This is a genomic window from Candidatus Kirkpatrickella diaphorinae (genome assembly GCF_025736875.1).
Classification (GTDB): domain Bacteria; phylum Pseudomonadota; class Alphaproteobacteria; order Acetobacterales; family Acetobacteraceae; genus Sorlinia; species Sorlinia diaphorinae.
The window spans coordinates 1,360,818-1,387,214 of record NZ_CP107052.1; the positions used below are offsets into that span (position 1 = coordinate 1,360,818).

The following is a 26,397-nucleotide window of genomic DNA, read 5'->3' on the forward strand; positions in this document are numbered from 1 at the left end:
TTTTCGCGCCCTAAGACGACACGTGGCGGAAAGATGAAATCCAGGCGGGCCGTCCCGTCATCTCGCCAGAAAGCCGCCGGGCTTTACGTGCTTCTCGGTGCTGTGCTTGGCACCTCACCGATGACCGCTGACTCGCACACGCAGATGCTGAAGCCGAAACCGACATCGAACCGGAAATCAGTCCCGGCTTCCTCCAAAACAACTCGCTTCCCCGTCGGGAGTGTCACAGCCGCCGACCTGAAACGCTACCGCATCAGCCGGTGGGTGCGCGGGGGCGTTGCAAGCTGGTATGGCGAAGCTTTCGCCAAACGCCGCACGAGCAGCGGCACACGTTTTGACCCGAAAGCCATGACGGCGGCCCATCGTCGCCTGCCTCTGGGGTCCAAAGTTCTGGTCGTGGACACGCAGACCCATCGATCCGTGATTGTGACGATCAATGATCGTGGCCCCTATAGCCATAATCGCGTCATTGACCTGTCACATGGCGCCGCGAATCGCCTGGGCATTGTGCATCGCGGCCTCGCCCATGTGCGCATCGCTTTGCTGACGCCTTCAGGTGACCAGGATGACACGCCGATCGAGGTTGCGCAGGCACCTGAGTGATCATGCCCTGACCCGCATGACCGCCGCTTTTCAGGCGGGTTTCGACGTTGCAGCCTTAAGCCTTGGCGGCGTTTTTCGCAGCCTGGACCTCATCCTCACGCGGCCCACCGGGGACAGCTGGCTCACGCCCTTTATCGCGATCCTGTAACCCGATATTCAGTTGCGCGCCGAACAGCACGACATAGGTGCTGACAAAAAACCACATCATGACCGCCGCGACCGCGCCGAGTGACCCATATGTCGCCCCGTAACTTGCGAAATGCGCGACATAATAGGAGAAACCGAGTGATGTCAGCACCCAGAGCATCGTGGCCACAAGTGACCCTGGCAGAACCCAGCGCCAGTCCGGGGCTTCCCGGCAGGGCGCGTAACGGAACAGAAGCGACACAGCGACGAAGATAAACAATAACATCAGTGCCGGTGCGCCGAAATGCACGATGTTCTTGATGCCGTAACTCATCAGATAAAGCGCCCAACCCCGAAGTTTCGGCGTCAAATTCCAGATCCCGAAATGGTCGAGAATTTGGGGAAGGTAATCGACGAAAGCCGGCAGCGCGACCATCAGGGCCAAAGTCAGCGCCGCGCCGAGCACGGCCAGCAATGTCATGCCGAGTGACACGAACTGATAATGCAGAAAGCCGCGTGTCTCATCGACATTATGGGCGATATTCAGCGCGGCCAGCACGGATTTGGTGCTGGAGGACGTCGTCCATAAAGCGAAAGCAAGGGACAGGATCAGCCCGAGAGTTAGCGATACATGCGGGCGACGGATCAGCAGATGAATCTGGTCGGAAATCAGGTCAAACGCGGCGGGCGGCAGAAGATTGCGCAATACCTGAAGTTGCGGCTCAACCGAGTTAATGTCGAAGACAAGACCATAAAGAGAGAGCAGCGTCGTCATGGCCGGGAAAAGCGATAAAGTCGCGAAGAACGCGCATCCTGAAGCTGAAAGGGATGATTGTGTTGAGATCAGATTGAGAAAAGTCTGTTTCAGGACAAGCAGCCAGCCCTTGAAGGGCATGCGCAGCGGGCTGCCAACATCAGTCCCCGGCGCGGCCTGCCCGGCATCGACAGGCTTTTTCTTTTTTTTCAGATGATGTCGCTCGGTCACGTTAACGCCTTCAATGTGATGTCGGAAAGGTGGTAACTGATGAATTGTCCTGTATCGTAATATGACGGTCTTCAGGACATAACTTCGCCTAAGAAATGTGACGCTTTCGCCACATAAATGTTCCCCGAAATCATCATATCAACGTCGTCAGATGAACCTCTGTGGTCAGCCGTCAGGCTGGTTGGGGGGCGCAATGACGTGAGCGCCACCCATCACCCTCCGGGCGCGGCGTCATGAAAATCCATGCCCCTGGCGGCCTGGTTGTTCAGACGGAAACGGCCAGGGTCTTCATCCGGCTTTTAACAGGCGCGCACGCAGCTTGACCAGATATCACCACCATCTCCCGATATTATTGCAGCATAAAAGTCACGATAATTGACAGCCGCGAAATTTGCATTTTAACCTTTCCGCCCCGTCATCAGTTTTTGAGCCCTCGATTTCAGCGACTCCTCATTTCATGCGAGGTCCTTTTTGATCAGCCGCCTGACCTGTCGACATGTCTCGAAGCTGCTGAAGTCGCGCCTTGTCACGCAAGTGCGCTATATTGGTTTCTCGTATCTTTCCGTCTCCTGCGCGATGGGAGCTGTCAGTGATCGTGGAAAACTGCCACCCGTGCCGGAAGCCGCCGCCTTGTCGGATAAAACGGCTGAACATCTCACCATTCACGGCCGTAGCGTCACAACACACGCCCCGCAGAGTGAAGATAGCGTCAAGGGCGAGACCCTGATTGCGCGCAATGTGCAGACGATATTCGGGCTGCAATATCTCACCCCCTCTTTGCAGGTGACGCCAGAATTCGCCTCCGGGCAGCCCGGTTACACGATACGCGGTCTCGGCTTTAATGATTATGCCTCCAATAATGCCGCCGCTGTCGGGATATCCATCAATGGTGTTGCGCAGACCCTCCCCTTTCTGACCGGGGGGCTGATGGCGGATATCGCAAGCGTGACCATCCATCGCGGGCCGCAAGGTTATGATGGGGGGCGAAGCGTCTCTGCCGGTCTGATCGATTATCGCACTTACCAGCCGGAAGCCGCGCCCGCTTACGGCGCGCGCTTTCAATATGGGCGGTTCGGGTCGATGGTTGTGGAAGGACACGCGTCCGGGCAGGTTGCACCACGCTGGCTGAGCCGCATCAGTTTCAAGTCACGACAGGGCGGCGCTTGGCAGGTCGGGCCATCCGGCGCGGATTTCGGCGATAAAAATCAATCTGTCGCACGACTGATCAACCGCATTCAGGTCCATGACGCCCTGACCCTTTCTTTGGATGTTCACGGCTTATATGACCGCTCGGACGGGATGGGTCTCCACCGCTTCACGCCGCTGACGACGATGGAAGCCAATAAGCGGGGGCCTGTCCTTCCGGCGGATCATGATCGTCGGCAGACATGGTGGGGGACATCACCCAGCTTCGCCCACATGGCAGGTTTGCAGCCAGACCAGAAACCATTCCATCACGTCTCATCAGGCGGTGGCGTTTTCACATTGGAGGAGAAATTCGACGGGGCGCGGTTGGAAGCTGTGACAGGTTTCGATGCGGGTAACCGGCGGGAATATGATAATTTCGGCGCGGCGATTGAACCCGTGGCAAATGTCGCCTTCAAAACGCGCGCCAACACATTGGTGCAGAGTTTGCGTCTGATCTCCGCTTCTCCATCACGCTTTCACTGGGAAACAGGGCTCTGGTTCAATCATCAGACGCTCTCCGACCAATATCTCACCGGATTTGCCGCAAGCTATGGCTTCAACCGATCCGTCACGTATCGGCAGACGGGGATGACCATCGCCGGTTTCGGCAAAATGCGTTATGACCTGACCCCTACCCTGTCCCTCGATGCGGCGGTGCGGGTCGATCATGAAAACCGTGCGTTACATGATTATCGCGCCTATACTTATACGCTGGGCGGCGTGATCACCAATCCGGGCAATGTGCTTTCATCCCGAAGCCTGACATACACGTTGCCGACCGGCGCAATCGGGCTGGATTACCACCCGACATCCCACCTGCAATTTTACGCTTCCGCCAGACGCGGGATGAAATCAGGTGGGTTTACCGCTTATAATTCCACGAATGTCGCCCTCTCCACCTCCCCTTTCCGGCCGGAGCAATTATGGGCTTTTGAAACCGGCGCGCGTGCGACGCTCCCGGCCTGGCATCTCACGGCGGAACTGAGTGCGTTTTACGATGATCTGCATGATGAGCAGGTGCAATCCGCGATCCTTGACCCCACTGTCGGGTTGCTGGGCGCCATCGTCAACGCGCCGCGCGCCCATATGTCGGGCGGCGAATTCAACCTGCGCTGGTCACCCTGGCAGCATATGTTGATCACGCAGGGGGGCGGCTGGGCTGTCGGGCGGTTCGATGATTTCACTGCGCTGTTCTCCGCCCAAAGGCAGAATGATGTTTTTGTCGGAACTTATCAGAGTAAAAGCGGCACCCATCTGCCCGCACCGAAACTGACCCTGACAGGCAGCATCGCTTACCAGATCCAGATGGCGGACTGGCAGGTCACCCCCTCCATGAATTACGCGCTCCGCAGCACTTACCGGTCCCTTTTCGGTCCCTTATATAACGTGAACGGCTATACAATTTTCGGCGCGTCCCTCAGCGTGCGCCCACCCCATTCCCATTGGGTTTTTGCGTTTTTCGGCGACAATATTTTCAATAAACAATATGATGTTGACCGTAACTTTTTTGTGGCTGGAGATAATGTCGCGCTTGCCGGAATGCCCGCCAACTGGGGAGGACGCATCGCCTGTGATTTCTGAGGGCAAGTCGTCTCAACCCATCATCTCATCGCAGGCACGGCGCTTAAGGGCTTTCTTCCTCACAGCGCCTTTCATCAGCCTGCTGATCCCGCTTCTGGTCCTTGAGCACCTTCAGTTCAGCGTGTTTGGCGTTAACACCGTCTTTCTCTGGCTTTTCGCGAGCATCCCGCTGACCAGCCTCTATCTCTGGGCGGCGGAACGCTGTCTGACATGTTGATCACCATCGGGGTTGCCGCGTCCTTCGGGCTTATCGCGTTACTTCTCGCTTTATCAGGCGCGCGTTCCGGGCAGAATGCGTCGCGTTTTTTCGCCGCTGCCGGGCAGTTCGGCCTGGTCCTGTATGCTGTGCTCGCCATTGGCGACACTTACAGTATCGGCACGCTTCTGGGATTTCCCGGGTCAATCTACGCGGATGGCGGCTTCGCGGCGCTCTGGTTCTGCGGCTATATTATGCTCGCTTTCCCCATCGCGACCATGCTCTATCCCCGCTTATGGCGGATCGGTCAGGAATGTGGCGCCGCGACTTTAACGGATCTCTTCCGACACCGTTTCAATGACCGACGCCTTGACCTCCTTTTGGCCGCCCTGCTTTTCCTCTGCTTCATCCCGCTCGGGACATCGCAATTTATCGGCCTGCAATCCGCGTTCAATCTCCTGGCCGGTCCGGACGCCCCACGCGGCGTCATGGCGGCGCTCGCTTTTTCCGGGCTGCTGAGCTTCCTCATCGCGGCGGGCCAGGGCATGGGTGGGGCGGCGCGGGCGGCGATCCTGAAGGACGTGCTGGTCATCTCCGCAATCGTGATGGTGGCGGGCGCGGCGCTGATGGCCGGGGCCGGATGGCTTTCCCCGTCACATCAAGGGGTTACCGCACCGCCAGAAGTTTTTCATGCCTTCACACCCAGTGTCAGCGGGGATCTCTTCATCCTGACCACCATTGCTGTGCAGGCAAGCGCTTTTTGTATCTCTCCCCCGACCCTGGCCGCGATTTTTTCAGCCCGCCATGTCGAGACCGTGCGACGGGGCCAGATATGGATGCCCCTTTATATGCTGCTCTTCCCGCTTCTCGGGATTGTGGCGATTTACGGCCATAACCACCATATTGCCGCGGCGCGTCCCGATGATATCTTCCTCGCGACAGCGCAGGCGCTTTTACCCGCATGGATGATGGGGTTTGTCCTTGCCGGGACATGCCTCGCCGCCTTCGTCATCCTCGCCAGTTGCAGCATCACCCTTGGCGGCGTTGTGGCACGCAGCGTCATGCTGGAAAAGATAGTTCGGCAGCAGATCCGCATCGGGCTGGCGACGATCGCCGCCTATCTGACGCTTTCCCTCATCGGCGCACTCACGGCCAGACATTTGCTGATCTCACTCAACACGATGTTTTACCTCGGACTGGCGCAGATCCTGCCTGGCGTGCTGGCGATTATCTTCAAGTGGCGCGTCTCTTCGGTTGACCTGATACGCGGCATGGTGGGCGGGCTTGCTTCAGGGTGCGTCCTGCGATTTGGTGGATTCAATCTTTACGGCCTTAACCCCGCCTTTATGGCTGTCATCATCAATTTATGTTTGTGCTGCTGGGCGGCCGGGCGCAAAAATAAGTAAATTGTGCCTCGGAGAATAAAACGTCATGTCAGAAAACCTCGCTTCCCACCTTTCAGCCAAAAGCCTCCTGGAGAACCCGGTTCTCAATAAGGGCCTGGCTTTCAGCAAGGCGGAGCGCGACGCGTTTGGCCTGCATGCGCTTTTACCTCCTGCCGTCAGAACGCTGGAAGAACAGTTAAAAACGGCCCGGATGCTGTTTGATGCTATGGAGTCGCCTTTCGCCCGGCATATTTATCTGCGCAGCATTCAGGATAGTAACGAGACTCTGTTCTACGCCCTGATCGCGTCTGACCTCGAAACGATGCTTCCTTTGATTTACACCCCGACTGTCGGCGAAGCCTGCCAGAGATTTTCCACCATCTGGCAACGGCCGCGCGGCCTCTTCCTCTCATATGAGGATCGGGAAAATATGGAAGCCCGCCTGGCACACACCGCGTTTGACGATGTCCGGGTGATTGTCGTCAGTGACGGGGAGCGCATACTTGGCTTGGGTGATCAGGGTGCAGGGGGGATGGGCATCCCGATCGGCAAATTATCGCTCTACACCGCCTGCGCTGGTATTGCCCCGCAACATACCCTCCCGATCCTTCTCGATACCGGCACGGATAATGAAGCGCGACTGGCGGACCCGTCTTACATTGGCAGTCGTCACAAACGGATTCGTGGCGCGGAATATGATGCGTTTATCGAGCAGTTTGTTGAATGCGTCATGAAAAGATGGCCGCATGTCCTGCTGCAATGGGAGGATTTTGCCGGGGTCAATGCTGCACGCCTCCTCGCGCGTTACCGGGATCAGCTCTGCACTTTCAATGATGATATTCAGGGCACGGCTTCCGTTGCCGCGGGGGCCATCCTCGCCGCCAATCAGGCATCCGGCAAGAAACTCTCCGATCAGAAAATCGTCATGCTCGGCGCAGGTTCAGCGGGTGTCGGCATTGCGCGCCTGCTTCTGGCGGCGATGGAGGATGAAGGCACACCGCATGAGGAAGCCCGTCAACGGTTTTACATGCTGGATAAAGACGGCCTACTGACAGCGCAAAGGATGGAGACGCTCGATGAGGGTCAGAAGCTTTTTGCGCGCGATGACTGGTCGGACGCGAAAGGTGATCTCGCGACATTGATCGAAAAGATCGACGCCGCCATCCTGATTGGCGTGTCCGGCGTGGCGGGTGTCTTCTCGGAGGAGATCATCCGCAATATGGCCCGCAAGACGGAACGGCCGATTATCTTCCCCCTCTCCAACCCCACTTCCCACGCGGAAGCAACGCCGGAAGACATCATGCGCTGGACGGATGGCAAGGCGCTTGTCAGCACGGGCAGCCCCTTCCCGCCTCTGCCACATAAAGGCGCGACAAGGCGGGTTGATCAGACAAATAACTCTTATATTTTCCCCGGGATGGGATTGGGCATCATTGCATGTCGCGCCATGCGCGTGACGGAGGCGATGTTTATGGCCGCCGCTAAAAAGCTGGCCGCGCTCTCGCCGTTACATCAGGACCCGGACGGTAACTTGCTGCCACCCGTCACGCAATTGAGGGATGTCGCGCGTGATATCGCCATCGCGACCGCGCTGCAAGCCCGCGCGGATGGTGTGTGTGCGGGTTTTTCCGATGATGCGCTTGACGGCATGATCGACCAGCATATCTGGTCACCCCAATATAAAAGCTTCAATAAGGCACGCTCATAATGACGGAATTTCGGACCGAACGGGATGGGCTCGGTGATATTGATGTCCCCGCCGATAAATTATGGGGTGCGCAGACGCAGCGCTCACTCCATTATTTCAGCATCGGTTGGGAGAGAATGCCGGTCGAGATGATCGAGGCGTTCGCCATGATCAAAAAAGCCAGCGCCGAGGCCAATGCCGCCAGCCAACGCCTCGGGAAAACGCAGCATGACCTGATCACCCAGGTTTGTGATGAACTCCTCGCCGGGCAACATGCAGAGATGTTTCCGCTGCACGTCTGGATGACGGGCTCCGGCACGCAATTTAACATGAATGTCAATGAGGTGATTTCCAACCGCGCCTGCCAGATTGCCGGGACGGCGCTTGGCAGCAAAATGCCGGTGCACCCCAACGACCACGTCAATATGTCGCAATCCTCCAACGACACTTTTCCGACAGCCATGCATATCGCCGCTGTGCTGGGGACGGCGCGCAAAGTGCTGCCCGCCGTGCAGGCGCTTGCGGCGGCAATTCAGCGCAAGGCGGATCACTGGGCCGACATCGTCAAAATCGGCCGCACCCATATGCAGGATGCCGTCCCCTTAAGTGTCGGGCAGGAGTGGTCGGCCTTCGCGACGCAATTGCGCGAGGCAGCCGCACGTGTGTCAGATGCGGTGAAGGGGCTCTACCCCCTTGCCCTGGGTGGCACGGCACTCGGCACGGGCATTAATACGGATGCGGCTTTCGCATCCCATGCCTGCGCCCGGATCGCGACATTGACGGGCCACGCTTTCACCAGTGGGCATGATAAATTTGCCCTCCAGGCCGCGCATGATGCGCTTGTTCATCTCTCCGGCACATTTCGGGGGCTTGGCGGGGTGCTGTTTAAAATCGCCAATGACATCCGCCTCCTCTCATGCGGGCCGCGCGCCGGGCTGGCTGAACTTCATTTACCGGAGAATGAGCCGGGGTCATCCATCATGCCGGGCAAGGTAAACCCGACACAGGCAGAGGCCCTGGCGATGCTGGCCTTACAGGTGATGAGCAATGATGTCGCGGTCGGGATGGGCGGGGCGTCCGGGCTGTTGCAGATGAATGTTTATAAGCCGCTGATGATTTATAACATCCTGCAGAGCATTACCCTGATCCATGATGGCTGCGAAAACTTCCGCCGCTTCCTGATTGAAGGGACGGAACTGAATGCCGCACGCATCCAGCGTTATGTCGATGAATCCGTGATGCTTGTCACCGCCTTGGCGCCGGAGATCGGATATGACGCGGCCTCAAAAATTGCCCATGAGGCGATGGCGCGGGACTGCACGTTAAAAGAGGCGGCGCTTGCTTCCGGAAAATTGACGGAAGCGCAATATGACCGTCTCATTGACCCGAAAAAATTGTTGGCGCCGAATGTCGTCATATCCTGACGCGATGTGCGCTCCTTGACGGGCGTTCGACGACCATCAGCGGTTGGCACGGCTTTGAAAGCACCCCGTTAAAACAAGACGAGGCCATAAAAAAGGGCGCCACATAATGGGCGCCCTTTTTGCAAGGTCAGGCAGGGTCACCCCTGCCCTTCCGACTGTTTCTCAGAAGAAACCGACTTTATCCTCGCTGTAGCTGACCAGCATGTTTTTCGTTTGCTGGTAGTGGTCGAGGATCATTTTATGCGTCTCACGTCCGATGCCCGACTTCTTATATCCGCCAAAAGCAGAATGGGCGGGATAAGCGTGATAGCAATTGACCCAGACGCGACCGGACTGAATGCCACGCCCCATGCGGAAGCATGTATTCGCGTTACGGCTCCACACGCCAGCACCGAGACCATATTCCGTGTCATTGGCGATAGCGAGTGCTTCCTCTTCCGTTTTGAACGTCGTCACGGCGAGGACGGGGCCGAAAATCTCCTCCTGGAAGATCCGCATCTTATTATGGCCTTTGAAGACCGTCGGCTGGATGTAAAAACCGTTATCCAGCCCGTTGCCTAACTTGGCGGCGTCGCCACCCGTCAAGAGTTCAGCGCCTTCCTCACGACCGATCTTGATGTAAGAGAGAATTTTCTCCTGCTGCATGGTGGAATTCTGGGCACCTATCATCGTCGCGTGATCAAACGGATTGCCCTGCTTGATGGCTTTGACGCGCTTGATCGCCCGTTCCATAAAGGCATCGAAGATGGATTCCTGCACGAGGGCACGGCTGGGGCAGGAGCAGATCTGACCCTGATTGAGCGCGAACATTGTAAAGCCTTCGAGGGCCTTATCAAAATAAGCGTCATCTTTATCCATAATATCGGCAAAGAAGATATTGGGCGATTTGCCACCCAGCTCCAGCGTTGCGGGAATGATGTTTTCCGCCGCCTGATGCGCGATGCGCTGGCCAACCGCCGTTGACCCTGTGAAGGCAATTTTCGCAATGCGCTTATTACCAGCCAGAGCTGAACCGACTTCTTTGCCCAGACCATTCACAATGTTCAGCGTGCCGGGGGGCAGGATATCCGCGATGAGATCCATTACCACGAGAAGGCTGGCGGGCGTCGTTTCGGCCGGTTTCAGGACAATCGTGTTCCCTGCGGCGAGCGCGGGCGCGATCTTCCAGGCGGCCATGAGGATCGGAAAATTCCAGGGGATGATCTGCCCGACCACACCGAGAGGCTCATGATAATGATAGGCGTACGTCGTTTCATCGATCTCGCTGATGCCGCCTTCCTGCGCGCGGATGCAGCCCGCAAAATAACGGAAATGGTCAATCGCCAGCGGGATGTCGGCATTGGTCGTTTCACGGATGGGCTTACCGTTATCCCACGTTTCCGCCTGCGCGATGAGGTCGAGATTCGCCTCCATTTTATCGGCGATTTTCAGCAGAATGCGGGAGCGGTCCGTGGTGGATGTCCGGCCCCATGACGCGCGCGCCGCATGGGCCGCATCAAGCGCCAGTTCAACATCCGCATCGGATGAATGCGGCACTTCACAAAGGACACGGCCATCGACGGGGGAGCGGTTGGTCATGTAAGCGCCATTGACCGGCGGGACCCATTTTCCGCCGATAAAATTCTCATAACGCGCCTTGAAAGGCGTTTTGGCGGGAAAAGCAGAGGACATATCAAATAGCCTTCTTATCTTAAAATATAACAGGGATGTCCTTCGAGGCTGGCGTCATGCGGATAAGCCACCCCGATGACGCAAAGACATCTTAAAAATTTATTTTCCGTTCATAGATCATAGTTCAAAAGTTAAAAACAACCGCGCGCGTCAATATTTTTCATATTTTGTTAATCTTTGTCAGCATATCCGACATGTCATAGCGCGGCGGGAATTGCGCCGCGCCCTGACATATATGTGAGATTCCCCGAACGTTCGGGCTTTGGCGCCAGGTCGGATCATCCCATCATGCCTCAACGCGGCATGAAGCCCTTTCGCGCCATGGGGAAATGGTCGATCACATCAACGGGAAGGCCAAGCGTCTCCGCCGTGACTTCCACCGGCACATGCGTCAACCAGTCAGACAGGCCGTAACCGGCATATCGATCGGCCTTATAAACGGTCAGGACATGCAGGTCCTCTGCACCGCGATTGACGATGCAATGACCCTGTCCCCGCGGAATATTCCAGACATCGTTTTTATCAAGACGCGCCGTCTTCTGATGCCCGTCCGTGCACATGACGGTCAGTTCCGCCGTGCCGGACAGCACAATGCCGAATTCTGCCGCATGGGGGTGCCAGTGCATCTCACGCATGCCATTGACGTGAATGACGTCGCTCGCGGCTGAAAATGGCCGACTGGCGGGGAAACTTGTCGGATCAACGACCTGCATGTAACCGCCCGCCGCGCGCGCATAAAAATTGGAACGGGAGAAGAGATAGACAATTTTCTCCGCACCCGGCCTGATCCGCGCATTTTTACGTGCCGTATCGAGATCTCCGGGTTTGGAGAGGCGGCTGATCCAGCGCGGTTCTTTTTTTGACGCGATAAAGACCTGTTGTGGCGTGTTGAAGTTTTTCTCCAGCAATTCGGGCGGTGTCGCGGCCATCCAGGCTGAGATCGAATTTGTATGGAATTCCGAGCCGTCCGCATCATCCAGAAACATCAGGATCTCCGCACCGGTCGGGGCAAGCCCGATGATGCTGTGCGGCGTCCCGGCAGGGACCGACCATATGTCACCCGCCCCGACATCATCAACGGAGGAGCGCCCCTGCTCATCCAGCGACATGATGCGGCATTTGCCTGAGACGACGTAGCCCCACTCTGCCTGCTGACGCCAGAACATCTCGCGCATACACCCGACCTCAAGCCCCATATTGACGACAGCGAGGTCTTTAAGGGCGTGAAATTGCGCGTGATTAAGCTCCCGCGCCCATCCGCCATCGACCTTATGCATCTCAGCGCGATTGAGAGACGCGACAAAATCGGGGATGGCGGCGCCATGCGGGTTTTGCTGCACGGGTGGCGCATGTGCCTTGGACAGACCGGGCGCAGTGCCGGCCGATTTGCGTCCATTTTCCTTGCCGGAATGTGGTGCGCCGAGGGGCATGGCCTGTGCGACGCCGCCCAGACCCGCCAAACCTGCAATTGAGAGGAAGCCACGACGTTGGAAACGACTCATTTCTTCGACCTTCTCTTCCCCGGAAAAAGCTTGGCCCTGAGCGATGCGACGCGATTCATGATGCGCGCCTGATCTTCCGACTTCTCACAACTGGGCGTCACCGTCAAATGGCGTTCAATCGTTAAGGCTTAAAACCGGTAACCACCCCGGAAGTCAGCTCGGAGAAGGGCTGAAAATCCAGCATTTTGAAACGGGTCGAGCCCTGTCGCGTTGACGGAGAACATCGTTAACGAGGAGTTTTACATGACGGATCAGCTTCCCAATCAGGACACGCCGCCGAAAACGGAAAATCCTGACGCGCCTACCCAGAACCACGACTCAAGTGTGTTTGGTAATTTCTTCAAGCAGGGCAACAATAACGCAGGCTACAACAATCAGGGTGCGCCCGGCTTGCTGACGACATTGTCAAATGCCAAAGGCAGGATCGGCATTGTCGGTATCATCATTGTCGTCGCCGTAGCCTATGCCCTTAACATCAATCCGATGAATGCGCTGAATTTTTTCTCCGGCAGTCAGAACCAGTCGCCACCCGCTTATCATCAGACGACGCAGACGCGCTGAGTGACCGTCGGACATTGATTTCCGACGGTGCTGATGGGCCGACATTATTGTCAAAATCGCGCAAGGGAAGCGACAGGTCGCCTAACGGCGTTTCAGCCCGAGCATGATTTCCCGACCTTTGAGCATCGCATTCCAGTAAATAAAGGGCAGGCCGAATTTTTTCAGGGTCCAGGAGACGCGGGACGGTTTGAAGCCATTAATGATCCATTTCGGGAAGCTTGGCATTAATTTGCCACCGTAACCGAACTCCGCAAGGACGACCTTACCGTTTTCGACGGTGAGCGGGCAGCCGCCATAACCATCATAAGCATAGGGTAGTTCGCGGGAATCCATCATCGCCAAAAGGTTCTCTGCGATAATTGGGGCCTGTTTCCGCGCGGCGGCAGCTGTTTTGGCGTTGGATGTCCCGATCACATCCCCCACACCGAAAACATTTTTGAAGGTGATGTGCTGCAATGTCTCCGGATCAACCGCTAGATAACCTTCCGCATTGGCAAGCGCGCTTTCCCGAACGATTTTCGGGGCTGATTGGGGCGGCACAACATGGAGCATGTCAAATTGCCGCGTGACGATTTCCGTCTTGCCACCCGCCTGACGCTCAAACGTCGCGGTCTTCGCTTCGCCATCAACATGCACAAGCTTCGAGTTAAGCTGTAAATCGACCTTATATCGTTGGATATAAGACATGAGCACGGGGACAAAATCTTTCACCCCGAACAAAGCCGGCCCCGCCACGTCAAACTCGACCGAGATCGCGTCATTAACACGGCGTTTCGCCCACGCATCACAGGACAGATAGACAGCTTTCTGAGGTGCCCCGGCACATTTAAACGGCGCGGGCGGCTGGGTGAAAATCGCTTTGCCCGTTTTGAGTCCCTGCACCAGCTCCCACGTATAAGGCGCAAGATCATAACGGTAATTCGAGGTCACGCCGTTTTTGCCCAACGTCTCCTCAAGTCCCGGGATTGCGTCAAAGTTCAGCGTGACGCCCGTGGCGACCACCAGCGCCTTATAGGAGATTTCCGTTTCATCTTCGAGCAGGATCATGTCATTTTCAGGATGGAATGCCGCAACCGCATGATGCACCCAGTTCACATCTTTCGGCATGACGGAAGCTTCTGTGCGCCTTGTGGCGTGCTTGCTGAAAGCCCCGCCACCGACGAGTGTCCAGGCTGGCTGGTAATAATGCGCAGCTGCCGGTTCAATCACCGCAATGGTCAAATCCGGCCGTCTTTTAATCAGGCTCGCCGCGGTGGCGATCCCACCGGAGCCACCCCCTACAATGACCACATCAAATTTATGGGCCGCCACATGCTTGCGATCGGGAAGCGCGCGTAACAGGTCATACGCGATGCGCACCCGCCCGCCGGAGCGACAATAAGCGTAGATGCGGGCCTTCGCGTCGTCGCCTTTGAGGTCATTGATGATGTTCTGCAGCCGCCGCAACATTTCCTCATCCGGTCGCTCACTTGACCGCATGGGCATGAGGCCGAACTGCAAACCAGCCGCCTCGGCAGCCGCGGCGATCTCAGCCGCTTTTGGCTGTTCCGGCTCTTCATCATCCGGTCGCAGGCAGAGGATGGCGGTATAGCCCTCTTTGACGAGTCGCGGCATGTCATCCACTGTGACCTGTCCCGCGGCGGTGAAGTCGGCGGATAGTGGTTCCACGCTCATATTATTCTCCTGCTTCCTGGCCGGGTTGACTTCGCCTCAGAGGCGATTGACCGGAATCTTGATGTAACTTACCCCATCATCCTCCGCTTCCGGAAGATGACCCCCGCGCATATTGACCTGCACGGACGGCATGAGAAGGTTGGGCATGGCGAGATGCGTGTCCCGCTCCTGGCGCATTTTGATAAAGGCTGCTTCTGAAACACCATCATGCACATGGATATTCCCGTCCCGCTCCGCCCCGACTGTCGTGACGAAACAATATGTGTCCCGTCCCGGCGCTTTATAATCATGGCACAAATAAAGCCGCGTCTCACGCGGGAGGGAAAGAAGGCGCCGGATTGAGTGGAAAAGCTGCCGCGCATCGCCACCGGGGAAATCGGCGCGCGCCGTGCCGAAATCCGGCATGAACAACGTGTCCCCGATAAAAGCGACATTGCCGATCACATACGCCATATCCGCCGGCGTATGACCGGGCACATGAAGCGCCACCGCCTCCAGCTTCCCGACGCGGAATTTTTCCCCATCCGCAAATAAATGATCGAATTGGGAGCCATCACGGGCGAAGTCGGTGCCCGCATTGAAGATTTTCCCGAACACATTCTGCACGTCAATGATGTGCGCCCCGATCGCCAGCTTGCCGCCCAGTTTCTCCTGCAACCATGGGGCGGCTGAAAGATGGTCGGCATGGGCGTGGGTCTCAAGCTGCCAAACCACATTGAGGCTCTCAGCCTGGATGAATTCCATGATCTTCCGGGCGCTCGCCTCCCCCGTGCGACCGGATGCGGGGTCATAATCCATGACGGAGTCGATAATCGCTGCTTCACGCGTTGCCGGGTCATAAACAACGTGGCTCGCTGTGAAGGTCGCCTCATCAAAGAAGCTTTTTACAGAGGGAATCGCATCCTTCTCAGTCGATTTCTCGATGATTTCTGCCGCGTTACGAAGAGGATCGTCCGTCATCACACGCCTTCCCGTGAGGCCCTGAAAGAAACTCTTTCATATCATTCATCGTGGCACAATGACAGAAACTTGAACGGTTTGACGGTGCATGACCGCCGCGCGACTTTGCTTTACTTTGCGCAGTTTAAACAAGGAAACGGCACGCATTGCATGCGTTGGCATGGAACGCCCGCCGGGCGCGAGTGGACAGGGCCCGCGCAATATTGCAAGGATCAGGGTCCGCTGGATGGGGATGCAGGCATGACGTGCCGCATCATGCGCGTTCCGGACGGTTTATTTCAAATCAGGATTGCTGGGCTTCCCATATTATTAAGGGCTTCATGAATGACATCCAACGCGGCACATAATCACGAAGCGCCTGAGCACCTGCCCCCGATTTTTCGATGGCATGAGATGCAACAGAAAGCGGCGCTGAACCCGGACGCGCACTGGATGGATCTTGCCATGCGCCTGTCATGGTTCACCGCGCCAACTCAGGCTTTAAATACTTCCGGGCTCTGGTTCGAAGGTGGGAAGCTGAATGCCTGCTATAATGCCGTGGATCGCCATCTTGAGATGCGCGGTGACCAGCTGGCTTTGATCTGGCAGGGAGAGGCGGCCGATGAAAAGCGGGAACTGACTTACCGCGCACTTCATCAGGAAGTTTGCCGCATGGCGAACGTCCTTCTGCAATGCGGCGTGAAAGAGGGTGATCGCGTGGCGATTCATCTCCCTGCCATTGCAGAGGGCGTGATCGCAATGCTCGCCTGTGCGCGGATCGGGGCGATACATGTAGTGCTTTTTGGCGGTTTCTCCGCTGAAGCCATCGCTGACCGCATTGCAGATGCGGATGCCAAACTTATCATCACCGCCGATGTCGGTCGACGCGGGCCGAAGCGGGTCCCGTTCAAGAAAACGATCGATGCGGCGTTGACGCATCTTTCACCCGACCAGGTCGAGACGATCCTCGTCATGTCTGTAACGCATGAGGACGTGCCGATGCAGGAAGGGCGCGACCATCTCCTTGCCCCCCTCATCACCGCAGCGCCGGATACGCTTCCCTGCGTCACGCGCGATGCGAATGACCCCCTTTTTCTGCTTTACACTTCCGGGAGTACGGGCAAGCCGAAAGGCATCGTGCACGGCACGGGCGGTTACCTCACCTGGGCAAGCTTCACCCAGAATGTGGTTTTTGACCATCGTGAGGGTGATGTCTTCTGGTGCACGGCTGATCTTGGCTGGATTACCGGGCATAGTTACGTGGCCTACGGGCCGCTATGTAATGGCGGGACAATCCTGATTTATGAGGGTATGCCCTCCTACCCCGACCCCGGCCAATGGTGGCGCGTGATTGAGAAATATCGCGTCACGAGTTTTTACACTTCCCCCACCGCGATCCGCGCCCTGATGCGGGAGGGTGATGACGTGCCGGGTGCGTCCGATCTAAACTCTTTGCGCGTGCTGGGTTCCGTCGGAGAACCGATCAGCCGGGAGGCATGGGAGTGGTTTTACCGGGTCATTGGCCGCAATCGATGCCATCTCGTGGATACATGGTGGCAGACGGAAACAGGGGGCATCATGATCTCCCCCGTCCCCGGCATCATCGAGGGTGAACCAAGCGCCGCCACCTTGCCACTGCCCGGTATTGACGCTGTGTTGCTGGGCCCGGATGGTCAGGAATGCGAAAATGAGGCTGAGGGCGTCCTGTGTATGCGTCGCCCGTGGCCCGGACGCGCGCTTTCCATCTGGAGAAATGATGAATTATTCCAGAAAATCTATCTGGCCCCCTATCCCGGATATTATTTCACCGGCGATGGGGCGCGACGCGACGGAAATGGCCATTACTGGATTACCGGTCGTGTTGATGACGTGATCAATGTTTCCGGCCATCGCATTGGTTCAGCGGAAATTGAGGATGTACTGGCGGATGATCGCGATATTGCGGAATGTGCCGCCATCGGGATACCCCATTCCCTGAAAGGCCAGGCCGTCGTGGTGTTCATCGTGCCGAAAAATGCAACGCGGGCCGACATGCTGCCGGAACATGCACGCCAGATCGTCTCACGTCGGATCGGGCGCTACGCGGTGCCGGAACATATTTATGTCGTGGATGATCTGCCCAAAACACGTTCCGGCAAAAATGTCCGCCGCCTCCTCCGGAAAATTGCAAGTGGCGAGAAAGAGGGGTTTGGCGACTTATCCACATTGAGTGACCCGGACTGCATTGAACGTCTCCTTGACGCAACGCCCATGTGACGCGATGCGTCCCTCGCGCACAGCGCGCCCGTCACGGCGGGAAATTTTTCAGCCAGTGATGGGCGATATCAATGCGACGCGCGATCCAGACATCTGATCGCGATTTGAGGTCATCCAAAAATTGCCGGACGGCCAGCGCCCGCCCGGGGCGACCTGCGATGCGGCAATGGAGTCCGACTGACATCATTCTCCCGCCTTCCTGATGCAGCATCTCGAAACTGTCGCGCAGATAGCGGTAAAACTGCGCCCCTTCCGTAAAGCCATTATATCCGACAAACTTCATGTCATTCGTGTCGAAACTATAAGGCACGATCAATTGTGCCCGTCCGTGACGGTAATCATAATATGGCAGGTCATCCGCATAGGAATCGGCGTCATAAGTGAAGCAACCTTCCTCCGCTACGAGGCGCGCTGTATTCGGGCTGGTGCGGCCCTGATACCACCCCTCCGGCGCGGCGCCTGTCACTTCCGTATGGATGCGTATCGCCGCGCGCAGATGCTCACGTTCGAGGCTTTCCGGCACATTCTGATAATCGATCCATCGATAACCATGTGAGGCAATCTCCCACGTGGCTTCACGCATGGCCGCAACGGCTTCCCGGTGGCGCGCCAAAGCCATAGCAACCCCGAAAATCGTGACCGGTGCGGCTGCATCCGTGAAAATGCGATGAAGCCGCCAGAACCCGGCTCGCGCGCCATATTCATAGACGCTCTCCATCTGCATATTGCGCATCCCCGGGATGTTTTTCGCCCCGACGAGCTCAGAGAGAAACGCTTCGGCCTGGCTGTCCCCATGGAGGATGGCATTTTCCGCGCCCTCCTCATAATTGATGACAAACTGCACCGCCGTGCGGGCGCCCCCAGGCCAATGCGGATCAAGCGGTCTGGCGCCATAACCTGTAAGGTCTCGACAATATTCCTGCAAGTCGTCGGGCATGATGCGGCCACCATCTTTCTGTTTTCTTGACTGTCGGTCGAAGCCTGCTCACGGAAATGCGGCAGAATCCGAAATTTTTCGCGCGGATCAGGCGTATGTCTTTCATAAGGACACACTCATTTCTCGCTCGGAACGGTAAATTAAAACATCGTCATTGAATTTGCCATATTATTTCTTTTTCGAAATGAGATTCTGTGCCAGCATCAAGCCTGCATGCATCGTGATGTGCCACCTGCGCCCTGCCCCCCAGTGCGGGGAGGCTCTTCAACCCGACGCGACCTGCCGGAGGAAAGATTTTGACGACACTTCCCCTCGCGCCCGACCCGCATCTCTATAATGAAGATCTCGCACCTGTCCCGCAGAACAGACGCCCGTGGAACTGGCTGAATCTTGCCACGATCTGGATGGGCATGGTGCACAATATCGTCGTTTACGAGGCCGCTGCGGGCTTGATGGCGCTTGGATTTTCAGCGGTGGAATGTCTGGAAGTCGTGGCGGTCGCCTATGCGGTGCTGTTTATCGCCATGTGCCTGAATGCCGTCTCCGGCACACGTTATGGCCTGCCTTTCTGCGTCCTGATCCGCAGTGCCTTCGGCCCGGTCGGCGCGCAATTACCGGTCATATTGCGCGGCTTCTGCGCCATCTTCTGGTTTTCCGTGCAGGCTTATGCCGCGTCACAGGCGGTCGACGCCATTCTGATGACAATCTGGCCCGTATGGAAGACGCTCTCCATGACGTGGCTCGGCATGACAATGCATGGATGGTGCGCTTTGGCGTTGATCTGGGCGCTACATGGCTGGATCATGAATCACGGCATAAAAAGCATCGGGCGGTTTGAGCTGGTGGCGGGCCCGCTCGTCATCATCATGGGTGCGGGCGCGGCCATCTGGGGGTTATCGGTCGGGCATGGCATCGGCCCGCTCTTCGCCCTGCCTTCACATCTTCATGGCTGGGCTTTTGCCGCCACATTTGCGGGGGGCGTCACCGGCATTATCGGGATGTGGGCATCATTCGCCGTCAATGTGCCCGATCTCTCCCGCCTTGTGCGATCCCAGCGTGATCAGGTCATCGGGCAGTTAATCGGCCTGCCTGTGACAGCGCTGATTTTTTACCCCGATGGCGATTGTGACGACCTCCGCAACGGTCATTGTTTTTGGCCATGCGATCTGGAACCCGGTCGATCTGCTCCTCGCACTGAATAACACGACAGTCACCCTGTTAGGCGGCGCAACGATTGTCATCGCAACATTATCCGTCAATGTCGTCGCCAATATCATGCCCGCCTGCTACGACCTCATCAATCTTATGCCGCGTCGGCTCGACTTCCACCGAAGCGCCTATCTCGTCCTTTTTCTGGGCCTCACTTTCATGCCCTGGCTCTGGTTCACTCAGGCCACGAGTGTGTTTGCGCTGCTCAACATCATCAGCGGGCTTCTCGGGCCGGTGACCGGGGTGATGCTGGCGGATTACTTCGTCAGAAGACGCCAGCTTCTCTCCCTGCCCGATCTTTACCGACGTCACGGCCTTTATGAAGGGCTGCATGGCTGGGGCGTTGCGGCCATACTGGCCTTCCTCATTGGCGGGTTCCTCGCCGTCATCGGTGCCTTTGTGCCGTCCCTCGCCCTGCTCAATAAATTATCCTGGTTTGTCGGGTGCGGTGTCAGCTTCACCCTTTACCTTGTTTTTTCCCAGGGGGGTTCAATCGATAAGCGTCGTTTTCTGCCAAATGCCCCGCGCGTCAGGCATGAACAACGGGAATATGTGACGGAGTAAGGCTGGCTTCGAAAGCCGCCCCACCAAGCTTTGTTGCTGAAGCGCCTTTTTTATCGTGCCCATCCATCCTATCTGTGTCCGCATTGGTTCTGACGTGATTTTACCCGTCAGAAGATACAGACAGGATATAGGCACAGTTGCATTCGGATTTTGACGGACCCCAATATCTGCCCGTGGCGCTGCGCGTCGATGATGCGCCGTGCATGGTGGTCGGTAGCGGCATAGCCGCCGCCAATAAAACGCGCCTCCTCGTTTCACGCGCCCGGGATATTCGGATTTTTTCCACCAACCCTCTCCCGGAACTCCGCGCTCACATTGAGGAAGGACGAATTCGCCTTGCGGGTGAGGAAAGAGATGAAACGTCCATCCGTGCCTGCCTGAGAGAAGCGCGGCTGATCTTCATCGCGACGGAGGATGCGGCTTACAACCGGCAGCTTGCCGCATGGGCGAGTGACTGCCGCGTGCCCTGTTGCGTGGTGGATGACATACCGCCCTCCAGCTTCATCACACCCGCCATTATTGACCGGTCCCCCATTCAGGTCGCGATTATCTCCGGGGGGGCCGCCCCGGTTCTGGCGCGGCGGCTGCGCACGCAGATTGAAGCGAGTCTCCCCCACGGTGTCGCGCGCCTCGCGCAATTTATGAAACGCCAGCGCGGCTGGATACGCGATGCCCTGCCCGACATCACGCAGCGCCGCCATGCGTGGGAGCGCTTTCTCGATTCCGGCGGGCGCGTCGCAGCGGAAAAAGACGATGCAGAAACCGCCCGGTTGGCGCTCGAAAATTCTGTTGCTGAAGAGACCGCCGGGACAGGCAAAATGGGTGAGGTGTGGCTTGTCGGTGCCGGCCCGGGTGACCCGGACCTCCTGACACTTGCCGCCCTGAACGCCATGCAGAATGCCGATTGCGTCCTCTATGACCAACTGATTCCCGATGCCATTCTTGACCGCCTCCGCCGCGATGCCGAGCGTATTTTTGTAGGTAAAAAACGCAGTCACCACACTTTGCCGCAAACGGAGATCACGCAGATCCTCGCGGAGAAGGCACGTCAGGGCCTGCGCGTCCTGCGGCTCAAGGGGGGTGATCCATTTATCTTCGGGCGCGGTGGGGAGGAAATGGATGCTTTGATGCGGCAGGACATCCCCGTGCGCATCATACCGGGCATTACCGCGGCAAATGGTTGCGGCGCTTCCGCCGGTATCCCCCTGACACATCGCGACTATGCGCAAAGCTGCATTTTTGTCACGGGTCACGCCAAATCAGGGCAGGAACTCGCGTTGGATTGGGCCGCACTTGCCAGAAAGGGCCAGACCCTCGCCATCTATATGGGCCTGACCCCCCTCGCCACGCTGGCACGGAAACTTGTGGAACATGGGTTACCGCCGGACTGGCCAGCCGCTATTATCGAGAAGGGAACCTGGGAATCGCAGCGCGTCTTCATCACGACGCTTGAAGCGCTTCCCGAAATCGTGACACAAAACGGGATTGCCTCACCCACCATGACAATCATCGGTGAAGTCGTGAAATTGCGGCCTATTCAACGATAAGAAGCCGTTATTTGATGCATTTTACCTATTGAACGTTTTGTCATGAGTGATTAGCTTTTGCTTACATAAAGTTTATAAATTCTAATGAGGCGGCCATGCCACTCTCTCTCGAAGAAATTTCCGCATTGCGGGAAGTTCCGAATGATACCGTGCTTGAAACGGCGATCAGGATGCTGCGCGGCCGCCTGGCGGTGACGTCGTCTTTCGGCGCGGAGTCCGCCCTTCTCCTCAGTATGGTCGCGGAAATTGACCCGTCAACGCCGGTCCTCTTCCTCAACACGCTGCGCCACTTCCCGGAGACGCTGCGTTATCGCGATGAATTGGTCGCGCATCTCGGCCTGCAGAATGTGCATGATGTGATGCCCCGGTCAGAGATGCTGGCCCAGCGTGACCCGCAGGATCAATTGGCTGCTTTCGACCCTGACGCGTGCTGCGCCCTGCGCAAGACGGAACCGCTTTTTGACACGCTTTCCCTTTATGATGCGTGGGTGACGGGGCGCAAACGCGGCCAGGCCGCGACACGCAGCGATATGGAGATTGTTGAACCCCAATCGGATGGTCGGGCGCGCATCAATCCGCTCAGTGACTGGTCCCGCGCGGATATTGAGCAGGAAATCCGTCGACGCAATCTGCCGCGACACCCTTTGACCGGATTTGGTTTTGCCTCCATCGGCTGCGCGCCCTGCACGCGCGCTGTCCGCCCGGATGAAGACCCGCGCGCAGGCCGCTGGGCCGGGCATGTCAAAACAGAATGCGGCATCCACCTCACCCCCGCAGACCGGAGCACCGTATGACTTCTGACATGGCGCCGCGCGCACTGGATGATCTCGACCAATTAGAGGCGCAGAGCATTTTCATCCTGCGCGAGGCTTATCGCAAATTACGCCCGCTGGGTATGTTATGGTCCCTGGGCAAAGACAGTAATGTGATGATCTGGCTGGCGCGCAAGGCCTTCATGGGTCGCGTGCCTTTCCCCGCGCTTCATGTCGATACGGGCAAGAAATTTCCCGAAATGTATGCTTTCCGGGATGAATACGCCAAAAAATGGAATCTCGATCTGGTTGTCAGAGACTGCCCGCCTGTCGAGGAAATCGATCCGAGCCTGCCCCCGGCAGCACGCTCCGCCGCGCGGAAAACGGCAGGTCTCGCCGCTTTGATTGAAGAGCAGAAATTCCGCGGTGTCATTGCCGGTATCCGCCGGGATGAGCAGGCTACCCGCGCCAAAGAGCGCGTGTTCAGCCCTCGGGGCGCCGGGCATCAATGGGATGTCCGCAACCAACCGCCTGAATTCTGGGATCAATATGCCACGCCGCATGAAGCGGGCATGCATATACGTGTGCATCCGCTCCTCTCCTGGCGTGAGATCGATATCTGGCGTTATATCCAGCGGGAGAACATCCCGGTGGTCGATCTGTATTTCTCAAAAAATGGCCGGCGTTACCGTTCTCTCGGTGATCAGGACATCACCAGCCCGGTTGAAAGTGATGCTGCCACGCTTGAGGACATCATTGCCGAACTCCGGTCAAGCCGGACATCCGAGCGTGCAGGCCGCGCGATGGATCACGAGTCAGAGGACGCGTTTGAACGCCTCCGCGTCGCAGGGTATCTCTAAAAATGACAATGATGACAGCGCCTCACCCCGCGGAAAGCACAGCCCGTAATGCGGCGACGCCCATTGTGATCGTCGGCCATGTTGATCACGGCAAATCCACCCTGATCGGGCGGCTTCTGCATGATACTGACAGCCTCCCGGAAGGTAGGCTCGGGCAGATTGTCGAAAGCAGCCAGAAACGCGGGCGGCCCGTTGAGTGGAGCTTCCTTCTCGACTCCCTTCAGATTGAGCGCGACCAGGGTGTCACAGTCGATTCAACGCGTATTCCATTCCAGTTCAAGGGGCGCGATTTTGTCATTGTGGACGCGCCCGGCCACCGGCAATTCCTACGCAATATGATCACCGGCGCGGCGGATGCTGAAGCCGCCGTTCTCGTTGTCGACGCAGCGGAAGGCGCGCAGGAGCAGACGCGTCGCCATGCCATGTTGCTGCATCTGATTGGTATCCGACATGTGATTGTTCTGATGAATAAGGCGGATGTGCTTGCATTTGATGCCGCGCGCCTTGAAGCGGCTGAACAGGCGATCCGTGCGCTTCTGGCGCAGTTGAATGTGTCCGTCGATGCCGTCATCCCGGCCTCTGCGCGGGATGGGGATAATATAGCGGCACCATCTGATCGCAGCCCGTGGTATAAAGGCCCGACCCTGGTGCAGGCTCTGGCCGATGTCCCCCCACCCGCACCGCGTGCGCGCCTGGGCTTTCGCATGGTGGTGCAGGATGTTTATCGCTTTGACGAGACGCGATATGTTGTCGGTCGCGTTGATCGCGGCATCATCCGCGAAGGGGCATCCATCTCTATCGGTACGCAGGGCCAGACCGCCCGTGTCACTGAAATCGCGCGCTGGCACGCACCAGCCCTGCCCGTTGCCGGGCCTGGGGAATCCATCGCGTTGCGCCTGGAGCCGGATATCGTGCCGGATCGCGGAGATCTGCTGTTCAACCCGGATGAAGACATGCCGCGCCCGGTCCGGTCAGCACGGATCCAGGCCCGTGTCTTCTGGCTGCGTCAGGAGGGCCTCAAACGCGGTGAGCGCCTGTCATTGCGCCTCGGGCCTGCCGAATATCCAGTGACGGTCGCCTCCATTGATTCTGTCGTCAATCTTGAGGATATGACCCTTCAGAAGGCCGATATGGTCGGGCCTGAAGGCTTTGCGACCATTATTCTGACAACCGCCCATGCGGTGCTCTTCGACATTTTCACGCCCGGCCTGAATGATGGGCGTGGCGTGCTGGTCGACCAATATCAGCAGATTGTCGGCGGCGCACCCCTGATCGGTGCGGCGGAAATTTCGGAACCCTCTCATACGATCCACCCGACGGAAAGCGTGATTTCCTCCGAAGCGCGACGCGCCGCGGGAGAGCGTCGGGGACATGTTTTCTGGCTTTTCGGTCGCCCCGCCGCGGGTAAAAGCACAATCGCGCGGGAAGTCGAGGCCCGCTTATTCCGGGACGGGCAGCGTTGCGTTGTTCTTGATGGTGACAGTCTGCGTGCCGGACTCAATAGCGATCTCGGTTTTTCGCAGGAGGATCGTCGGGAGAATATCCGCCGGACGGCCCATGTCGCGCGCATGTTCGCGGAGGCGGGTCACATCGTATTGGTGGCGCTTGTCACGCCCATGAAATCCGATCGCGCCCTCGCTGCGGGGATTATCGGCAAAGCTTTCTCGGAAATTTTCGTCGATACGTCGGCCGATATTTGTGAATCACGTGACCCGAAGGGGCTTTATGCCGCCGCCCGCGCCGGGAAGATCGCACATTTCACCGGTGTCGATGCGCCGTTTGAAATCTCGGATGATCCATCATTGACGCTTTCCTCGGATTCCGGCCCGGAACGCGCCGCCGAGACTTTCATCGATTATATCCAAACCAAGGTCTGACCCTGCGCCCCGCACCGGCGATAAATCATTCGCCGATGCGACTGGCGCAGAGCCGGAAAGGGCGCGTGTGAGAGGAAGCCAATTTCACATCACACGCGTCCCGCGATTAAGGGATTCGGAAAGGGTCTACCGCATTGCCGGTTTTTTCCAATTCACAGACGCGCTGTTCCGGCGCATTGAGATGTTGCTTCAGCGCCAGTAACTCCTCCCGCACCGCCGGGATCTGCGCCTGAATTTCGGGTCGGCTCAAAATGGCCGGGGCAAGGCCCGCAGCAAGGCTGTAACCCGCCACAACATCTGTCGACCAATGCGCACCGCAAACAATGCGACTTTCTCCGTAAATGCGCCCCCGCGCGAGGATTTCCTCCGCCCGCTCCGGCATGATGACGGACAGCACGAAGGCCACGATATTACCGCGCACTGTATGCCCCGAGGGGTAGGAGCGGTTATGGTCTTTCGTCGCACGATCCTTGATGCAAAGAGGCGCTTCATCGTGCCCGACATAAGGCCGCACGCGCGCCCAGCGTTCTTTGACCGCGTCCGTCCTCGGCTGTTCAATCGCGATGACGTCATTCATCAATTTGTTCAGCTTCGGCGTTTTCGTGAGGTCAAGCCTGAAGCCGAGCGCGCAGGAGAAATCGGTGATGACAGCAGGAAGGGAGAAATCGTCGTCGATCGTCGCCAGTTCCCATCGCGGCGAGCCTTTCCATTTGCGCGTCTCACTGAAGATTTGCTGGTCGCGTCGGAGGGCCTCCGTTTTCGGGGCAGGTGGCGCCGGGATAATCAGGTAACCATTGGGCGGCGCATTATCCGACATAATATCGGTATCAGCGCTCACAGGCTGACTGACCCCTAGGGCCAAAACTGTCATGG

General features: G+C 57.6%; 21 protein-coding genes. 14 read left to right on the forward strand and 7 right to left on the reverse strand.

Annotated features, from left to right (window positions below; genetic code table 11):
- Positions 1-33: 33 nt before the first annotated feature.
- A complete protein-coding gene (locus N5W20_RS06040) occupies positions 34-603 on the forward strand; it encodes a septal ring lytic transglycosylase RlpA family protein (RefSeq protein ID WP_319806268.1) in 570 nt (189 codons plus the stop codon).
- Positions 604-658: 55 nt separating this feature from the next.
- Here the strand turns inward: N5W20_RS06040 and N5W20_RS06045 are convergent, their stop codons facing one another.
- Positions 659-1,714: a YihY/virulence factor BrkB family protein gene (locus tag N5W20_RS06045; RefSeq protein ID WP_319806269.1), complete on the reverse strand. Its 1,056-nt coding sequence runs from the start codon at positions 1,712-1,714 to the stop codon at positions 659-661.
- Between the two features lie 471 nt (positions 1,715-2,185).
- Between N5W20_RS06045 and N5W20_RS06050 the strand changes: the two genes are divergently transcribed.
- Genes N5W20_RS06050 through N5W20_RS06070 form a run of 5 tightly spaced genes read left to right on the forward strand, consistent with a single transcriptional unit; the run spans position 2,186 to position 9,175 of the window.
- A complete protein-coding gene (locus N5W20_RS06050) occupies positions 2,186-4,483 on the forward strand; it encodes a TonB-dependent receptor (RefSeq protein WP_319806270.1) in 2,298 nt (765 codons plus the stop codon).
- The gene (locus N5W20_RS06055) at positions 4,473-4,700 is read left to right on the forward strand and encodes a hypothetical protein (RefSeq protein WP_319806271.1); all 228 of its coding nucleotides are present in this window, start codon (positions 4,473-4,475) and stop codon (positions 4,698-4,700) included. The genes N5W20_RS06050 and N5W20_RS06055 overlap by 11 nt, the downstream gene beginning before the upstream one ends.
- Positions 4,694-6,085 carry a sodium:solute symporter family transporter gene (locus N5W20_RS06060; protein WP_319806272.1) on the forward strand — a complete coding sequence of 464 codons (1,392 nt, stop codon included), beginning with the start codon at positions 4,694-4,696 and terminating at the stop codon, positions 6,083-6,085. Before N5W20_RS06055 ends, N5W20_RS06060 begins: the two co-directional genes overlap by 7 nt.
- 25 nt (positions 6,086-6,110) lie before the next feature.
- Positions 6,111-7,772: an NAD-dependent malic enzyme gene (locus N5W20_RS06065; protein ID WP_319806273.1), complete on the forward strand. Its 1,662-nt coding sequence runs from the start codon at positions 6,111-6,113 to the stop codon at positions 7,770-7,772.
- A complete protein-coding gene (locus N5W20_RS06070) occupies positions 7,772-9,175 on the forward strand; it encodes a class II fumarate hydratase (protein WP_319806274.1) in 1,404 nt (467 codons plus the stop codon). Before N5W20_RS06065 ends, N5W20_RS06070 begins: the two co-directional genes overlap by 1 nt.
- Before the next feature lie 162 nt (positions 9,176-9,337).
- Here N5W20_RS06070 and exaC read toward each other — a convergent pair whose 3' ends face one another.
- Positions 9,338-10,846: an acetaldehyde dehydrogenase ExaC gene (gene exaC, locus N5W20_RS06075; protein ID WP_319806275.1), complete on the reverse strand. Its 1,509-nt coding sequence runs from the start codon at positions 10,844-10,846 to the stop codon at positions 9,338-9,340.
- A gap of 293 nt (positions 10,847-11,139) precedes the next feature.
- The gene (locus N5W20_RS06080) at positions 11,140-12,348 is read right to left on the reverse strand and encodes a cupin domain-containing protein (protein ID WP_319806276.1); all 1,209 of its coding nucleotides are present in this window, start codon (positions 12,346-12,348) and stop codon (positions 11,140-11,142) included.
- Between the two features lie 243 nt (positions 12,349-12,591).
- Here N5W20_RS06080 and N5W20_RS06085 point away from each other — a divergent pair, with 243 nt between their 5' ends.
- Positions 12,592-12,909 carry a hypothetical protein gene (locus N5W20_RS06085; protein WP_319806277.1) on the forward strand — a complete coding sequence of 106 codons (318 nt, stop codon included), beginning with the start codon at positions 12,592-12,594 and terminating at the stop codon, positions 12,907-12,909.
- Between the two features lie 81 nt (positions 12,910-12,990).
- Here the strand turns inward: N5W20_RS06085 and N5W20_RS06090 are convergent, their stop codons facing one another.
- Positions 12,991-14,583, reverse strand: coding sequence for a bifunctional protein tyrosine phosphatase family protein/NAD(P)/FAD-dependent oxidoreductase (locus N5W20_RS06090; protein WP_319806278.1), 1,593 nt, complete (start codon positions 14,581-14,583; stop codon positions 12,991-12,993).
- A gap of 36 nt (positions 14,584-14,619) precedes the next feature.
- Positions 14,620-15,543 carry an MBL fold metallo-hydrolase gene (locus N5W20_RS06095; protein WP_319806279.1) on the reverse strand — a complete coding sequence of 308 codons (924 nt, stop codon included), beginning with the start codon at positions 15,541-15,543 and terminating at the stop codon, positions 14,620-14,622.
- Positions 15,544-15,867: 324 nt separating this feature from the next.
- Here N5W20_RS06095 and acs point away from each other — a divergent pair, with 324 nt between their 5' ends.
- A complete protein-coding gene (acs, locus tag N5W20_RS06100) occupies positions 15,868-17,778 on the forward strand; it encodes an acetate--CoA ligase (protein WP_408869389.1) in 1,911 nt (636 codons plus the stop codon).
- Between the two features lie 31 nt (positions 17,779-17,809).
- Here the strand turns inward: acs and puuE are convergent, their stop codons facing one another.
- On the reverse strand, positions 17,810-18,715 hold the full coding sequence (gene puuE / locus N5W20_RS06105; RefSeq protein ID WP_319806280.1) for an allantoinase PuuE: 906 nt from the start codon (positions 18,713-18,715) through the stop codon (positions 17,810-17,812).
- A gap of 296 nt (positions 18,716-19,011) precedes the next feature.
- On the opposite strand from puuE, the gene N5W20_RS06110 reads away from it, so the two are divergent.
- The 6 genes from N5W20_RS06110 (at position 19,012) to cysC (ending at position 25,524) form a co-directional block, all read left to right on the forward strand.
- On the forward strand, positions 19,012-19,917 hold the full coding sequence (locus tag N5W20_RS06110) for a cytosine permease (RefSeq protein WP_319806281.1): 906 nt from the start codon (positions 19,012-19,014) through the stop codon (positions 19,915-19,917).
- On the forward strand, positions 19,841-20,488 hold the full coding sequence (locus tag N5W20_RS06115; RefSeq protein WP_319806282.1) for a cytosine permease: 648 nt from the start codon (positions 19,841-19,843) through the stop codon (positions 20,486-20,488). Before N5W20_RS06110 ends, N5W20_RS06115 begins: the two co-directional genes overlap by 77 nt.
- A 203-nt stretch (positions 20,489-20,691) precedes the next feature.
- Positions 20,692-22,035: a siroheme synthase CysG gene (cysG, locus tag N5W20_RS06120; protein WP_408869439.1), complete on the forward strand. Its 1,344-nt coding sequence runs from the start codon at positions 20,692-20,694 to the stop codon at positions 22,033-22,035.
- Positions 22,036-22,130: 95 nt separating this feature from the next.
- Positions 22,131-22,829, forward strand: coding sequence for a phosphoadenylyl-sulfate reductase (locus N5W20_RS06125; protein ID WP_319806284.1), 699 nt, complete (start codon positions 22,131-22,133; stop codon positions 22,827-22,829).
- A gap of 23 nt (positions 22,830-22,852) precedes the next feature.
- The gene (gene cysD, locus N5W20_RS06130) at positions 22,853-23,647 is read left to right on the forward strand and encodes a sulfate adenylyltransferase subunit CysD (RefSeq protein WP_319807851.1); all 795 of its coding nucleotides are present in this window, start codon (positions 22,853-22,855) and stop codon (positions 23,645-23,647) included.
- Between the two features lie 2 nt (positions 23,648-23,649).
- Positions 23,650-25,524, forward strand: a complete 1,875-nt coding sequence (gene cysC, locus N5W20_RS06135; protein ID WP_319806285.1) for an adenylyl-sulfate kinase — start codon at positions 23,650-23,652, stop codon at positions 25,522-25,524.
- Positions 25,525-25,630: 106 nt separating this feature from the next.
- On the opposite strand, the gene N5W20_RS06140 is transcribed toward cysC, so the two are convergent.
- Positions 25,631-26,362 (reverse strand): acid phosphatase, encoded by a 732-nt coding sequence (locus tag N5W20_RS06140; RefSeq protein ID WP_319806286.1) that lies wholly within the window; start codon positions 26,360-26,362, stop codon positions 25,631-25,633.
- Between the last annotated feature and the right edge of the window lie 35 nt (positions 26,363-26,397).

Bases quoted from the DNA above. Each gene is read 5' to 3' on its own strand.
- N5W20_RS06040 (WP_319806268.1), top strand. From the start codon at position 34: ATGAAATCCAGGCGGGCCGTCCCGTCATCTCGCCAGAAAGCCGCCGGG.
- N5W20_RS06060 (WP_319806272.1), top strand. From the start codon at position 4,694: ATGTTGATCACCATCGGGGTTGCCGCGTCCTTCGGGCTTATCGCGTTA.
- N5W20_RS06065 (WP_319806273.1), top strand. From the start codon at position 6,111: ATGTCAGAAAACCTCGCTTCCCACCTTTCAGCCAAAAGCCTCCTGGAG.
- N5W20_RS06070 (WP_319806274.1), top strand. From the start codon at position 7,772: ATGACGGAATTTCGGACCGAACGGGATGGGCTCGGTGATATTGATGTC.
- exaC (WP_319806275.1), bottom strand. From the start codon at position 10,846: ATGTCCTCTGCTTTTCCCGCCAAAACGCCTTTCAAGGCGCGTTATGAG.
- N5W20_RS06080 (WP_319806276.1), bottom strand. From the start codon at position 12,348: ATGAGTCGTTTCCAACGTCGTGGCTTCCTCTCAATTGCAGGTTTGGCG.
- N5W20_RS06085 (WP_319806277.1), top strand. From the start codon at position 12,592: ATGACGGATCAGCTTCCCAATCAGGACACGCCGCCGAAAACGGAAAAT.
- N5W20_RS06090 (WP_319806278.1), bottom strand. From the start codon at position 14,583: ATGAGCGTGGAACCACTATCCGCCGACTTCACCGCCGCGGGACAGGTC.
- N5W20_RS06095 (WP_319806279.1), bottom strand. From the start codon at position 15,543: ATGACGGACGATCCTCTTCGTAACGCGGCAGAAATCATCGAGAAATCG.
- acs (WP_408869389.1), top strand. From the start codon at position 15,868: ATGACATCCAACGCGGCACATAATCACGAAGCGCCTGAGCACCTGCCC.
- puuE (WP_319806280.1), bottom strand. From the start codon at position 18,715: ATGCCCGACGACTTGCAGGAATATTGTCGAGACCTTACAGGTTATGGC.
- cysG (WP_408869439.1), top strand. From the start codon at position 20,692: ATGGTGGTCGGTAGCGGCATAGCCGCCGCCAATAAAACGCGCCTCCTC.
- N5W20_RS06125 (WP_319806284.1), top strand. From the start codon at position 22,131: ATGCCACTCTCTCTCGAAGAAATTTCCGCATTGCGGGAAGTTCCGAAT.
- cysC (WP_319806285.1), top strand. From the start codon at position 23,650: ATGACAATGATGACAGCGCCTCACCCCGCGGAAAGCACAGCCCGTAAT.